16 protein-coding genes and 1 pseudogene are annotated in these 12662 nt (G+C 70.8%); 5 read left to right on the top strand and 12 right to left on the bottom strand.

Annotation, left to right across the window (positions count from 1 at the left end):
- Positions 1-106 precede the first annotated feature (106 nt).
- The 7 genes from VHB92_RS08495 to VHB92_RS08465 all read right to left on the bottom strand — a co-directional run bounded on the left by VHB92_RS08495 (position 107) and on the right by VHB92_RS08465 (position 5643).
- Positions 107-418 (bottom strand): hypothetical protein, encoded by a 312-nt coding sequence (locus tag VHB92_RS08495; RefSeq protein ID WP_325453297.1) that lies wholly within the window; start codon positions 416-418, stop codon positions 107-109.
- Between the two features lie 115 nt (positions 419-533).
- Positions 534-1412: a prenyltransferase gene (locus VHB92_RS08490; protein ID WP_325453296.1), complete on the bottom strand. Its 879-nt coding sequence runs from the start codon at positions 1410-1412 to the stop codon at positions 534-536.
- Positions 1409-1723, bottom strand: coding sequence for a lycopene cyclase domain-containing protein (locus VHB92_RS08485; protein ID WP_325453295.1), 315 nt, complete (start codon positions 1721-1723; stop codon positions 1409-1411). Before VHB92_RS08485 ends, VHB92_RS08490 begins: the two co-directional genes overlap by 4 nt.
- Positions 1720-2049: a lycopene cyclase domain-containing protein gene (locus VHB92_RS08480; protein WP_325453293.1), complete on the bottom strand. Its 330-nt coding sequence runs from the start codon at positions 2047-2049 to the stop codon at positions 1720-1722. Before VHB92_RS08480 ends, VHB92_RS08485 begins: the two co-directional genes overlap by 4 nt.
- On the bottom strand, positions 2046-3617 hold the full coding sequence (crtI, locus tag VHB92_RS08475; RefSeq protein ID WP_325453291.1) for a phytoene desaturase family protein: 1572 nt from the start codon (positions 3615-3617) through the stop codon (positions 2046-2048). The genes VHB92_RS08480 and crtI overlap by 4 nt, the downstream gene beginning before the upstream one ends.
- Complete coding sequence (locus tag VHB92_RS08470; RefSeq protein WP_325453289.1) at positions 3614-4519, bottom strand: phytoene/squalene synthase family protein; 906 nt, start codon at positions 4517-4519, stop codon at positions 3614-3616. The genes crtI and VHB92_RS08470 overlap by 4 nt, the downstream gene beginning before the upstream one ends.
- Positions 4516-5643, bottom strand: coding sequence for a polyprenyl synthetase family protein (locus VHB92_RS08465; protein ID WP_325453287.1), 1128 nt, complete (start codon positions 5641-5643; stop codon positions 4516-4518). The genes VHB92_RS08470 and VHB92_RS08465 overlap by 4 nt, the downstream gene beginning before the upstream one ends.
- Before the next feature lie 149 nt (positions 5644-5792).
- On the opposite strand from VHB92_RS08465, the gene VHB92_RS08460 reads away from it, so the two are divergent.
- Entirely contained in the window at positions 5793-6338 is a 546-nt protein-coding gene (locus VHB92_RS08460; RefSeq protein ID WP_325453285.1) for a MarR family winged helix-turn-helix transcriptional regulator, read from the top strand.
- Positions 6339-6347: 9 nt separating this feature from the next.
- On the opposite strand, the gene VHB92_RS08455 is transcribed toward VHB92_RS08460, so the two are convergent.
- Positions 6348-7502: a HAMP domain-containing sensor histidine kinase gene (locus VHB92_RS08455; protein WP_325453283.1), complete on the bottom strand. Its 1155-nt coding sequence runs from the start codon at positions 7500-7502 to the stop codon at positions 6348-6350.
- On the bottom strand, positions 7499-8239 hold the full coding sequence (locus VHB92_RS08450; protein WP_325453281.1) for a response regulator transcription factor: 741 nt from the start codon (positions 8237-8239) through the stop codon (positions 7499-7501). Before VHB92_RS08450 ends, VHB92_RS08455 begins: the two co-directional genes overlap by 4 nt.
- A 113-nt stretch (positions 8240-8352) precedes the next feature.
- On the opposite strand from VHB92_RS08450, the gene VHB92_RS08445 reads away from it, so the two are divergent.
- From VHB92_RS08445 to VHB92_RS08435, 3 genes are read left to right on the top strand one after another with little or no spacing between them, the layout of a single operon-like run.
- The gene (locus VHB92_RS08445) at positions 8353-9018 is read left to right on the top strand and encodes a glycosyltransferase (protein ID WP_325453279.1); all 666 of its coding nucleotides are present in this window, start codon (positions 8353-8355) and stop codon (positions 9016-9018) included.
- Positions 9015-9851: a TIGR04282 family arsenosugar biosynthesis glycosyltransferase gene (locus VHB92_RS08440; RefSeq protein ID WP_325453276.1), complete on the top strand. Its 837-nt coding sequence runs from the start codon at positions 9015-9017 to the stop codon at positions 9849-9851. The genes VHB92_RS08445 and VHB92_RS08440 overlap by 4 nt, the downstream gene beginning before the upstream one ends.
- Complete coding sequence (locus VHB92_RS08435) at positions 9848-10594, top strand: methyltransferase domain-containing protein (protein ID WP_325453274.1); 747 nt, start codon at positions 9848-9850, stop codon at positions 10592-10594. Before VHB92_RS08440 ends, VHB92_RS08435 begins: the two co-directional genes overlap by 4 nt.
- Here the strand turns inward: VHB92_RS08435 and VHB92_RS08430 are convergent.
- From VHB92_RS08430 to VHB92_RS08420, 3 genes are read right to left on the bottom strand one after another with little or no spacing between them, the layout of a single operon-like run.
- The gene (locus VHB92_RS08430) at positions 10530-10994 is read right to left on the bottom strand and encodes a hypothetical protein (protein ID WP_325453272.1); all 465 of its coding nucleotides are present in this window, start codon (positions 10992-10994) and stop codon (positions 10530-10532) included. The genes VHB92_RS08435 and VHB92_RS08430 overlap by 65 nt on opposite strands.
- Positions 10991-11602 carry a molybdopterin-dependent oxidoreductase gene (locus VHB92_RS08425; RefSeq protein WP_325453270.1) on the bottom strand — a complete coding sequence of 204 codons (612 nt, stop codon included), beginning with the start codon at positions 11600-11602 and terminating at the stop codon, positions 10991-10993. The genes VHB92_RS08430 and VHB92_RS08425 overlap by 4 nt, the downstream gene beginning before the upstream one ends.
- The gene (locus tag VHB92_RS08420) at positions 11599-12168 is read right to left on the bottom strand and encodes a hypothetical protein (RefSeq protein WP_325453268.1); all 570 of its coding nucleotides are present in this window, start codon (positions 12166-12168) and stop codon (positions 11599-11601) included. Before VHB92_RS08420 ends, VHB92_RS08425 begins: the two co-directional genes overlap by 4 nt.
- A 171-nt stretch (positions 12169-12339) precedes the next feature.
- Between VHB92_RS08420 and VHB92_RS08415 the strand changes: the two are divergent.
- Positions 12340-12662: pseudogene (locus VHB92_RS08415) on the top strand (5'-methylthioadenosine phosphorylase); the annotation flags it as partial.

Genomic DNA, 12662 nt, shown 5'->3' with positions numbered 1-12662 from the left:
CGGTCAACGGCTGGATTGTTTCGTTGGCGTAGGTGAACGTGGAAACCCGGCGGCGGAGCAGGAGAGTACGGCCCTCTTGGCGTGGGATGCTCCGCCGCCGGTTCCGCTACTCCGTGAAGTACTCGAAGTCGGAGTCCACCGGATTCGGGTCGAGGCGGTGGATGGCGGCGTTCATGTAGCTGACCGCCTCCGCGTTGTCCGGCTCGGGCTCGGAGCTGTCGACGCTCTGCGCCATGACGGTCCCCGCGCTTCCGAGCACGTAATACACCTCGACGGGGGCGCCGGACGCATCCAGCGCGCGGAGTTCGATCGTGTCGGCACTGGCGGCGCGCAGCAACACGGCGCTGTAGTCGACGACGGCATCGGCTGCGGCGTCCCCGACCAGAACTGGTCGGCCGGCGAAGATCAGTTCCTTCATGGTCGTCAACGCTACGTCCCGTACTGCCCGATTTTCCGGGGTTGACCTCTCGTGCGTGTCATGGATGCCGCCGCTACGGCGATGGCCCGCGGGCGCCTGACCATGCCGGGGCAGCTCACGACCGCCGCAACGCGTAGGCGATGAGCACGAGCGTGACGAGGAATCCGACCGAGTAGTTCAGCCAGATGAACCAGCGCCAGCCACGGTTCGCGCGGGCGGAGAGCTCGTCGGAGACCGACCAGTACGGTGCGGCGGCGGCGACGTACGGCAGGGTGAGCACGGCCGTGAGCGGGCCCGGCCAGTCGGTGGCGAGAACGAGGAGTCCGGCGGCGAGCCAGCATGCGATCGCGAATCGCACGGTCCATCGGGCCCCGATGGCCGTGGCGATGGAACGGATGCCGCCGCTGCGGTCGGGCACCACGTCTTGCACCGCGCCGAACGCGTGGCTCGCCACTCCCCAGAGGAAGAACGCGGCAAGCAGCGCGACGAGGCCGCCGGTGAACTGAGCGCCCGCGAGAACGAGCCCGTAGACGGCCGGACTGACGAAGTGCGTGCTCGAGGTCACCGAGTCGAGGAAGGGTCGCTCCTTGAAGCGCACGCCCGGAACCGAGTAGGCCGCGACTGCGAACAGGCTCACGGCGAGCACGAGCCACGACCACGCGCTGCCCAGCACGACCAGGCCCACGACGAACGGCACGCAGCAGGCGACGGCGACGACGAGCGTCGTGCGGTGGGCCGACGGCGCGAGCACCGCGCCCTCCAGACCGCCCTTGCGTGGATTTGCCAGATCCGACTCGTAGTCGAAGACGTCGTTGATGCCGTACATCGCCAGGTTGTACGGCACGAGGAAGAACACGGTTCCGATCACGAGCGCCGCGTCGACGCGGCCGGCGGCGAGGAAATAGGCCGCGGCGAACGGATACGCCGTGTTGATCCAGCTGACCGGTCGGGAGGCCAGCAGAAGCCGGCCTAGCGTGTGCCGTATCGCCGTCACCGTCTCCGCCTCCCGGCGAAGAGCATCCACAGCGCGGGAAGCAGGAGGAGCGCCGCCAGCGGGTAGGCGAAGTCCTCCAGAGGAGCCGCTCCGATGCGCAGACCCGAGATCCGCTCCGGCGCGTACTTCATGAGGCCGATGCCGATCATCACGTTGTCGAAGACCGCGGTGAGCACGAACAGGATGACGAGCGCGGCTGCCCACGTCGCCCACCAAATCGCCGGGCGACGCGGCGGGCGCAGCACGAGCGCGAAGCCGAACAGGATGGCGGACGCGGCCACGAACGGCGTGGCCAGCACGAGGTAGGTCATCGGCCGCGCTCCCGCCGAGCCGCCAGCATCCGAAGCGCTCCGGTGAAGAGCACCATGGTCAGGTAGCAGAGGAACGTGAGGAAGAGGAGCTCCTCGACGGGCAGTTCGGGAGCCAGCAGCAGGCCGGTCGTGTAGCCGTTCTCGCCCCGGGAGAAGACGCCGAGCGCGATGCCGGCCAGATCCCAGGCGACGAAGAAGCCCACGCCGATCGCCATGACGATGGCCGCCCTGATCGGCCGGTGCCAGAAGAACAGCCGGAAACGGGCATCCAGCGCCACCATCGCCGCCAGGGCGAGCAGTAGGCAGGCGCCGTAGAGCACGCTCACAGCGGCTCCGCGAGCGGCGTGGTCGTCGTGTCGCCGCGCAGGCGTTTCACCACCAGCTCGGCGCTGATCAGGCACATCGGCAGCCCGATGCCAGGAACCGTCGTGCCGCCCGCGTAGTAGAGGCCACGCACCTTCGCCGACCGGTTCGTGCCGCGCAGGAAGGCGCTCTGCCTCAGCGTGTGCGCCGGGCCCAGCGCTCCGCCCTTCCAGGCGTGCAGCTCGTGCTCGAACTCCGCGGGCCCCACGGTGCGACGCACGACGACGCGGTCTTCGAGGTCGGGGATGCCAGCCCACGCGGCGATCTGCCGAATGGCGGCATCCGCTGCGGTCTCGACGTCATCGTCTCCCGCTCCGTTCTCCGCTCCTGAGCCGATGGCGGGATCGGCCGGAACGGGAATCAGCACGAAGAGGTTCTCGTAGCCGCCAGGGGCGACCGTGTCGTCGGTCGCCGAGGGCTTGCAGACGTAGACGGATGCCGGAGAAGGCACCGTGGTCGGCTCGACGAAGATGCTGTCGAAGTTGAGCTCCCAGTCCTCGGTGAAGAACAGGTTGTGGTGCGCCAGCTGCGGCAGAGGGCCCCGCACCCCCAGGTAGACGAGCACGGCGCCCGGTCCGGGGTTGCGCGTGCTCCACCACCGCTCCGGGTAGGTCCGGAGCCGCTCGGGGAGCAGCGTCGTCTCGGTGTGGTGGAGGTCGGCGGCGGAGACCACGATGTCGGCGCTGACTCGGCCGCTGCCGCCGTCGGCGGTGGCGTACTCTACGGCGGTGACGCGAGCGCCCGCACCGCCGTCATCCGTCACGATGCCCGTGACGCGGCATCCGGTGCGGATGTCGGCGCCGGCGTGCTCCGCCAGTCGGGCGATGCTGCGGATCACGCTCGTGAATCCGCCAGACGGGCACCAGACGCCGTCGTCCAGGTCGAGGTGGCTCATCAGGTGATACAGGCTCGGGGTCTGCGAAGGGGCCGAGCCGAGGAACACGGCAGGGTAGCCGAGCACCTGCCTGAGCCTCGGGTCGCGGAACCGCCTGGCGATGTGCCGATCCAGCGGCTGCATCAGCAACCGCGTGAGTCGGGGCAGCCGTCGCAGCACGTCAGGGCGCAGGTGGCGGCGCATCGAGGCGAATGTGCTGTAGAGAAAGCGGTCGATCGCCATGCGGTACGTGTCTCGCGCGGAGTCCAGATACCGGGACAACGCCCGCCCGGCCCCTGGTTCGATGCGCTCGAAGAGAGCGATGTTGCGTTCCCGCCCAGCGAGGATGTCGAGGGGATCGGCATGCTTCTCGAAGAACACCCGGTAGCCGGGATCGAGCGGCGACAACTCGAACTGCTCAGCCGTAGAGGTGCCCATCAGCCGGAAGAAGTGCTCGAACACCTGTGGCATGAGATACCACGACGGACCGGTGTCGAACCGGAATCCGTCTCGCTGCCAGCTGCCGGCCCTGCCACCGATGTCGTCGCGGGCCTCCAGAACGGTGACGTCGTAGCCCTCCCGTTTCAGTAGGCCGGCGGTGGCGAGTCCCGCGATGCCCGCGCCGATCACCACAGCCCGTCGGCGTCCTCCGCTCACGCGGCGCTCCGGTCGGCCCTGCCCACGGCATCCACGCGGCCCAGCGCCGATCTCACGAGGATGCCGGCCTTCGCGCCCGCGGGAACCCTGACCCGGGTGCGCAGCAACTCGTCGGCGGGCGTGCTCCGCAGCCGGCGCGACAGTGCGGCGAACAGCTGATGCGCTGCGGCGACTGCGGCGCGGCATCCGCTCGGCAGCTCCGGGATGACGGCGGCCGCCGCGGCCAGGTCGTCGTCGATGTCGGACAGCAGGGCCTGCTTCTGTGCTTCCGTCAGGGCGTCGGGCCGCACGGAAGGAAAGTAGTTCCTGCCCAGCCCGGTCCAGTCCGCGGAGAGGTCCCGCAGAAAGTTCACCTTCTGGAACGCCGCGCCGAGACGCCGGGCGCCCTCTTCGAGCCGGCGCCTCGCCTCAGGGTCGCGGTGCTCGTCGCGCAGGAACACGCGAAGGCACATCAGCCCCACCACTTCGGCCGACCCGTAGATGTAGTCGCGCACCTCGTCGCCGTCCAGTGCGTCTGCGGTGAGGTCGCGGCGCATCGAGGCGAAGAAGGGCGCGATCAGGCCCCGGCGGATGCCGACAGCCCTGGCCGTGCACGCGAAGGCGTGCACGACGAGATTCACGCTGTACCCGTCGAAGATCGTCCTGTTCACCTCCGCCTCGAGCTCGTCGAGCAGCCGTCGCTGCGTCCCGGCGCTGACTCCGGCCTGTGCCGCAGCCCCGTCGACCAGCTCGTCGGCGACGCGCACGAGCGCGTAGATGTTCGCCACGTGCGACCGGTACCGCCTGTGCAGCAGACGCGACGCCATGCCGAACGAGGTGGAGTATGCAGTGATCACCTTGGCCGCGCTGCGCTGCGCGCACCGGGAGTACGCGGTCAGCTCCGACCCGCCTGCCCTGCTCACGAGACTCGCCGTCCCGCCGTCCCGGCGACGTCGGACAGGTAGGCGCGAAGCCGTGCCGGCACGCCCGGATTCTCCAGCTGCGCCCGTGCCGCATCGATGGAGTCGTCGATCATCCGCTCGACGAAGCCCACCGCCCCCGAGGATCGCAGAAGCGTCCGTACGCGGGCGACGGCCGCGTCGTCGGGGTCGCCGCCGAGGATCGAGCGGAGCTCGTCTCCCGCCCGGCTCTGCAACGCGATGCAGAGCAGCGGCGTCTTCGCGGCCCTGCGGATGTCGCCGCTCGCGGTCTTGCCCGTCATCCGTTCGTCTCCGAACACGCCGAGCAGGTCGTCCCGCAGCTGGAACGCGATGCCCGTGTGCCGGCCGAACTGCGCGAGCGCCCGCTGCGTGCTGCCGGCGGCGCCTGCGAGGATCGCCCCCGCTCTCAGTGGCGCGACGAACGAGTACGACGCGGTCTTCCACTCCGACATCGCCTGCGCGTCGGAGACCTCCGGCGGCTCGACCTCGGTGCTGAACGCGACATCGTGCAGTTCGCCAGCGGCGGCCTCGAAGACCGCATCGTCGAGCACGTTGAGCAGCGCCTCACGTCGCACACGGTCGATGTCGAGGTGCGCCACCTGGCTCTGCGCCGCATGGATGAGCAGATCGCCGGCCAGGATCGAGGCGGCCTCGCCCCACTCAGCGGCGGCGGCATCCGACGAGCCGCCCAGCACAGCGTCCGCTCGGAACGAGCCGATGAGGTTCGGCTCTCCCCGACGCACCACGTCGCCGTCGATGGCGTCGTCGTGCATCAGGAACGCGGTGTGCAGCAGCTCGAACGCCACCGCGACGGCGACGGCGGCAGCGGAGCCCGGGTCGCCGGCCGGGCTGGTTTCGTTCAGGACCGGACCGGGCGCCCCGTCCTGCTGCGCTCGCTCGTGCAGCGATGCGTACGTCTCGAGCACGAGAGCCGGGCGGATCCTCTTGCCGTGCGAGCTCGCACGGCGCGCGGCCTGCCACAGCCGAACGTATCGAGGGCCGTACCTGCCGGCCAGCGCGATCTTGCCGGCGAAGAACCGGTCAAGAGCACATTCGGCGTCGTGACGCAAGTCCTCACGCGCAGGCGTATCCACGGCGAGGCTCATCGCGCGCCCTCGCACTCTGTGCGTCCACCGGTCGCCGCCGCATCGACGGCGGGGTCTGCTTGGTTCATCGGTACAGCATCGCAGGCAATTCCTCTCCTAGCAAGATATCAACCAAGATAGAATTACGCCTTGACATCTAGACTGGTCGGGTGGATGCAACGCGGGACAGGCAGAGCGTCGAGCCGATGCTCGATCCCCGCGTGATCGATCCGGGCCAGGAACTCGTCGACTACTCGCGGTTCGACGATGCCGAGATCCAGCAGATCGTGCGGCTTCTCACGAGCGTGAGGCGCTGGCGGGAGTCGGAACAGGCCATGAGCTTCAGGTCCCGAACCGAGATGAAGCTCAACGAGACCGACATGAAGGCGCTGCGCTACCTGGTGGCCGCGAAGAATCAGCGCCAGGTGGTCACGCCGGGCCTGCTCAGCGAGCATCTCAGCATCTCGACGGCCGCCACGACCAAGCTTCTCGACCGGCTGGCGGCCGCAGGGCACATCGAGCGCGCACCGCATCCGACGGACAGGCGGGCCGTGACGGTCACCATCACGCGGAGCACGCACGAGCACGTGCGAGACAGCGTCGGCCGATTGCACGCACGGCGTTTCGAGGCCGCCGCTGCCCTGACGCCCGCCGAGCGCGAGGTCGTCATCCGGTTCCTGGACGATCTCGGCGCCACCGGTGCCGATGCTCAGTGAGGGGCGAGGTCAGCGCGCGACGAGCTCGTGCTGGGGCAGACTGACGTCGAAGCGGCATCCGTCGGCCTCGTTGCGAACCGAGATCTCGCCACGGTGCGCCTGCACGATCCCCTGAGCGATCGCGAGCCCGAGCCCGGCTCCGCCCGACGTGCCCCAGAGCGGTTCGGGCGTGCGCGACACGGATGCCCGCCACCCCGCCTCGAACACCCGCCCGAGGTCCTCTTCGGGTATCCCGCCTCCGCTGTCGGTGACCGACAGCACCACCCGGCCCGTCCCGTCCGTCCGCGTTCCGATGGTGACGCTGCTGCCCTCCGGCCCGTGCTGGATGGCGTTCACCAGCAGGTTGCCGATCACCCTCGCCAGACGCCTGTCGTCGCCGAGCACGAGCACATCGGGACCGGGCCGCTCGACCAGCGTGATGGAACGCGCCTGCGCCAGGGGTGACAGCTCGGCGACCGCGTCGCTGACGAGGTCGTAGACGCGCACCGGCTCGAGCGAGAGCCGCAGCGTGCCCGACTGGATCCTCGACAGCTCGAACAGGTCGTCGACCATGGCCGACAGATGGTCCACCTGCGACCGCATCTGCCGGTGGAAACGCACCGGATCGTCGGCGAGGCCGTCCTCGAGCGCCTCGGCCATGGCGCGAAGGCCGGCCAGGGGAGTGCGCAGGTCGTGCGAGATCCAGGCGACGAGCTCGCGCCGCGACTCGTCGATGGCCGCCACCTCAGCCCTCGACTCGGCCAGACGCCGGCTGGTGTCGGCGAGCTGGTCGGCGACGGAGCGGAACTCGGACGCCCAGCCACGCGCATCCCCGGTGTCGAGCGTCGTGCCCTCGCTCAGCGCACTCGTGAGCGCGACCAGGCGTCGCGCGCTGCCGGTCAGCCACAGGCCGAGGCCGATCGCGAGAGCGAGGGAGATGAGTCCGGCCGCGGCGGCCACGTAGAACACCACCGTGAGGTCGTGCGCCGACAGGTACATCGCGTTCGCGACGGCGATGAAGCCGGCCACGGTCGAGGCCACGACCGTGAGCACGATGACGCACACCTGCAGCAGCAGCGACCGCCTGCGCATCGACATCAGGGCGACGAGGCCGACCAGGCCCACCGCCGCCGCGCAGCCGAGCGCGATGGCGACGATCGAGGCCAGGTCGCCGAACGCGATCACGATCGGGGCTCCGTCTCGACATCCAGCCGGTATCCGACACCCCACACGGTGCGCAGCAGGTCGGGTTCGGCCGGATCGCGCTCGATCTTCTCCCTGAGCCTGCGCACCGTGACGGTCACGGTCGACCGGTCGCCGAACTCCCAGCCCCATACCAGCCGCAGCAGTTCCTCACGGCTGAAGACTCGAGACGGATGCTTGACCAGGAACGCGAGCAGGTCGAACTCGCGCGCCGACAGCGCGAGCGGCTCGCCGCCCGCTGTGATGGTGCGAGCGGACGGCTCGAGATGGAACGGCCCGAGGTCGACGGGCGCCTCGGGCGCGAGCGCGTCGAGGCTGCGGCGCAGCACCGACTGCACGCGAAGAACGAGCTCGCGCGGCGAGAACGGCTTCGTCAGGTAGTCGTCGGCTCCGGCCTCCAGGCCCTCGATCCTGGCCTCCTCCGAGCCGAGCGCCGTCAGCAGGAGCACGGGGACGTCGGAGTCCGCGCGCAGCCTGCGGCACACCTCGGCGCCGTCGATGCCGGGCAGCATCCGGTCGAGCACGATGAAATCCGGCGCCTTGTTCCTGGCGGCATCCAGCGCCTGGAAGCCGTCGACGGCCTGGTCGACGAGAAAGCCGGCCGCGGTGAGATAGCTGCTGGCCACCTCGAGCACCGTGGGGTCGTCTTCGACCACGAGCACGCGCCGATCGATGAGGTCGTTGTTGCGCGCAGCGACCGCGGCGGGCAAGGAGGACATGGTCTCAGGATAGGTTTGCCGGTTCGCGGCGGGGCAGGGCGTCGGCATCTCGTCTTCGGTTCGTAAGACTTGCCCCGCTCCTGCGCGGCCGGGCGCTCCCTAGCGTCGAAGGCGTGAGCATCCCCGAGGTCGACGTCGTGCTGCCGTGTCTCAACGAGGCGGCAGCGCTGCCCGGTCTCCTCGCCGCGCTGCCACCCGGCTATCGCGCGATCGTGGTCGACAACGGCTCGACGGACGGCTCGGCCGAGACCGCGCGCAGGTGGGGCGCCACGGTGGTGAGCGAGCCGCGCCGCGGGTTCGGTGCCGCCGCGCACGCCGGACTGCTGGCCGCGTCCGCGCCGATCGTCGCGTTCTGCGACGCGGACGGCTCGTTCGACGTCCGGGAGCTGCCGCGCGTGGTCGACCCGGTCCGGCGGGGCGCTGCGCGACTCGTGCTCGGCAGGCGCACGCCGGCGCCGGGATCGTGGCCGCTGCACGCCAGATGGGCGAATCGGATGCTCGCAGCGCGCCTTCGCTCCCGCACCGGGGTTCCGCTGCGCGATCTGGGTCCCATGCGCGCCGCGCGCCGCGACGACCTGCTCGCGCTGCGTCTACGCGACCGGCGCAGCGGATATCCGCTCGAGATGGTCCTGCTGGCCCACGCGGCTGGGTGGCGCATCCACGAGGTCGGCGTCAGCTACCTCCCGCGCATCGGACGATCGAAGGTGACGGGAACGGTCCGCGGGTACCTCGGCGCCGTCGCCGACATGTCCCGCCTGCTCCGGGCGCAGCCGCGATGACCGCGCTCATCGTGATCGCGAAGGAGTGCGTGCCAGGCAAGGTGAAGACCCGGCTGCATCCGCCGCTGAGCCTGGAGGCGGCGGCGAACGTGGCGCGGCTGTCGCTGATCGCCACGTTGCGCACCGGGCGCAGCGTGCCGGCGAGCCGGCGCATCCTCTTCTTCGACGGCGAGCTTGGAGATCTGGCACCCCATGCGCGCGGCTACGACGTGGTGCCCCAGCCGCCGGGAACGCTCGACGAGCGCCTGGGCCACGTGTTCGACCTCGTCGACGAGCCAGCGCTCGTGATCGGGATGGACACGCCGCAGGTGGCGCCCGACCATCTCCGTCGAGCGTTCGAGGAGTGGCCGCACGAGGTGGATGCGTTGTTCGGGCCCGCAACCGATGGCGGTTTCTGGGCGCTCGGGCTGCGCCGGCCGAGCGGCTCGCTGATCAGGGGCGTTCCGATGTCGCGGGCCGACACCGGTGCACTGCAGCGGGAACGACTGCTGGCGGCAGGGCTCGTCGTGGCGGAGCTGCCCGTGCTGCGCGACATCGACACCGTCGACGACCTCGCCGCCGTGGCCGAGCTGGTCGACGTGTCGTGGCCGACGGCCGTGCGGGAGCTGGTGCGTGCGCGCGCCGGCCGCCCGGCCACTGCCGGCGGTGGGTCCGGGGTCGTCGGCGCGGCCACTGCCGGTGGGGCGTCCGGGGTCGCCGGCATGCGCCGCGTCGCTGGCGGGGCGGTGGGTGCGCCCTTGGCGGCGGGTGCACACTCAGCCGCGGGCGCAGTCGCGGCCGCGAGCGCAACCTCAGCCAGGAGCTTGCCCTCGGTGGAAGGCGTGACCCGGTGAGCGCCGTCACGGACGGGCTGCGCTCCGGTGCGCAGCATCCGCAAGCGGCGCATCCTCGTGCGGTGCACGCGAGCCGCGTTACGGCGGATTTCGGTGCCGAGCCGTCGGGGCCGTACGACCTCGCCCTGCGCGAGGGCGCTCGCGAGCTGTTCCTGCACGAGGTGGGCTCGTCCCGCCGACCGGACGTGATCCCGGTCTGGCGGTTCAGGGCGGCCGCCGACGCGGTCGAGCGCGAGCTGCTCGGGCGTGGGGCAGGGCCGGTTCTCGATCTCGGTTGCGGTCCAGGGCGCATGGTGCTGGCATCCCTGGTGGCGGGGCGTCCCGCGCTCGGCGTCGACAGCTCACGGGCCGCCGTCGAGCTCGCCACCGCGCGAGGCCTGCCCGTGCTGCGGCGCTCGCTCTTCGAGCCGCTGCCCGGCGAGGGCCGGTGGGGAACGGTTCTGCTGCTGGACGGCAACATCGGCATCGGAGGAGATCCTGCTCGGCTGCTCGATCGCGCCGCAGCCCTCGCTCGCCCCGGTGGCACCGTGATCGTCGAGGGCCATCCGGATGCCGCGGAGCACACGTCATTCGACGCCGTGCTGGTCGACGCGCACGGTCGCCGCAGCACCCCGTTCCGCTGGGCACGTGTCGGGGCCGCAGCCCTGCGACGGCACGCCAGGCGGGCCGGGCTGCGCCTCACCCACGAATGGCGTGCCGGCGAGCGGACCTTCTGCGAGTACGCAGTGCCGATGCCGCGGTGATCGCCACGACGGCCAGCACGATGACGCACCAGACCACGGCAAGCCGCACGGCGTAGTCGCCCACGAGCAACGTGGGGTTCGCGTGCCTTCGCGCCTGAGCGAAGAGCTCAGGACCGACGACGAGCGTGAGCACCAGTCCGACGCAGAACAGGATGCGCACCACGGCGACGGCCCACGGCGCCAGTCGCGCAGCGCCCCTGGCGAGCAGCCGGTCCGCGACGTTGACGGCCGGGGCGAACAGCCCGTCGTGCACGATGACGGCGGCCGCGAGCCACACCACCAGGCCGATCACCGCGGCCGGTGGCTCGGTGGTGACCAGGAAGTAGACGCCGACGCCGATCAGGATGGCGCCGCCGACGGCGAACCCGGCCCGGGCGGCCCGCAGGCCTGAGCGGCTCACGCGAGCACCTCGATGCTGCTCAGCCACTTCGTCTGCAGCACGCCGGGGCGTCCGGGCGCGATGATCCTCGCCGGGAAGCCGTGGTCGAGATCCAACGGCTCTCCGTTCACCGCCAGCGCGACCAGCGTGCGCGGGTCGTTCACGAACTCCGGCCCCATGGTCATCACGCGGTAGTGGCCGCGCGGCTCGAGGCTCGTCACCCGCAACCCCGCGTCTCGTGGCGCGTGCACGGATGCCACCAGGTCGGCAAGCCGCACGCCGCGCCACGTCGCATCCGTGCTCCATCCCTCCACGCACGCGATCGGAAGATCGACGTCCGCCTGCCGCAGGCCGAGAAGCTCGTCTCGCGTGAAGCGCCGAGTGAGGTCACCCGCGCTGACGCTGAGCCGCCAGGAAGGATCGAGCGCACGCTCGGCGACCGCGGCCTGGGCGGCCGTTCTGTTCACCGGAAGCGACTGCGGGCCGCCTCGCTGCCGGCGCGGAGCGAAGAGGTTGAGCGGCGAGAGCAGGCCGAACGACTGACCGGCCGTGAACGCGATCAGCGCCGTCGCCGTCGCGCCGACGCCCACGAGGAAGGCGCGCCTGGTGGACGATCCTCTCTCGGTCATATCGTCTCCTCGTCGTCGTGGCCCTTCCGCCAGTGCCTGACGATGACCGGCAGCTTGAACGCGATGTGCAGGGCGATCGCGCCCACGATGACCCAGGCCAGCGCGTAGTGCACGCGACGGAACGAGAACGGCCACGGATACCACTGGAACGTGTTGATCAGGCCGATCATGGGCTCCAGGAGCGCGGACGACACGAGCACCGCGACGAGCGCACGCTCCACCACGTCGGTCCACGACGCGATGGCCGGCCACCGGAACAGCACCGGATACACCGTCCACAGCTTGGCGAGGAGCAACGGCAGCAGTGCCAGCCCGACCGTGATGTGCACGCCCTGGCTCACCTGGTAGATCCACGCGGGCTGGGTCGGGAAGCGCATGCCGGGCAGGGGGTCCTGCAGCAGATGGCTGTACACCCCGGTGCTGAAGCACACGAGGAAGGCCGCTGCGAGCACACGCCCGAGCACGACGGCCATGCGCTGGGTGCGGACGGGAGAGCGCAGCGACCGCTGGGCGAGCGCCGATCCCTCCGCGAGACGCGCCGAGAGACGCTCCGTGAGATGGGTCACGCCGTCAGTCTCCGCGGTGGGCGGCGGGCGGTGGCCCCCGAATCCTTACCGTCCGCGAACATCCAGGAATGCCCGCACCGAGGCGCGAGCGGATCCGTCATCGGACTGTAAGCGCCCTCGGCAGCGCGAGCTCGGAAGCGGCGGACAGGGTGGAAGGAACGGAAGGATGCCATGTCAGTCACCCACGCACAGCCGCCCGAGCGCACCGTCGTCGGCGTGATCGGCGGTTCCGGGCTCTACTCGCTCCTGGAGGGGCGCGACATCCACACGGTCGAGCTGCCCACGCCGTACGGCCCGACCTCGTCGTCGATCGCGGTCGGCGACCTTGCTGGAGTGCGCGTCGCCTTTCTGGCCAGGCACGGAGCCCGGCACTCGCTGCCGCCGCACCGCGTGCCGTATCGGGCGAACCTGTGGGCGCTGGCACGGCTGGGCGTGCGGGCTGTGGTGACGTCGTCGGCGGTCGGCTCGCTCTCGACGCGCATCCCGCCCGGCTC

This window comes from Humibacter sp., assembly GCF_035547335.1.
In the GTDB taxonomy this organism is placed as follows: Bacteria; Actinomycetota; Actinomycetes; order Actinomycetales; family Microbacteriaceae; genus Humibacter.
This window is presented reverse-complemented; position numbering and strand designations above follow the sequence as displayed.

Coding starts and splice junctions, on each gene's coding strand:
- VHB92_RS08485 (WP_325453295.1), bottom strand. CDS start 1,723: ATGACCTACCTCGTGCTGGCCACGCCGTTCGTGGCCGCGTCCGCCATC.
- VHB92_RS08440 (WP_325453276.1), top strand. CDS start 9,015: ATGACCGCGCTCATCGTGATCGCGAAGGAGTGCGTGCCAGGCAAGGTG.
- VHB92_RS08450 (WP_325453281.1), bottom strand. CDS start 8,239: ATGTCCTCCTTGCCCGCCGCGGTCGCTGCGCGCAACAACGACCTCATC.
- VHB92_RS08425 (WP_325453270.1), bottom strand. CDS start 11,602: ATGACCGAGAGAGGATCGTCCACCAGGCGCGCCTTCCTCGTGGGCGTC.
- VHB92_RS08495 (WP_325453297.1), bottom strand. CDS start 418: ATGAAGGAACTGATCTTCGCCGGCCGACCAGTTCTGGTCGGGGACGCC.
- VHB92_RS08465 (WP_325453287.1), bottom strand. CDS start 5,643: ATGAGCCTCGCCGTGGATACGCCTGCGCGTGAGGACTTGCGTCACGAC.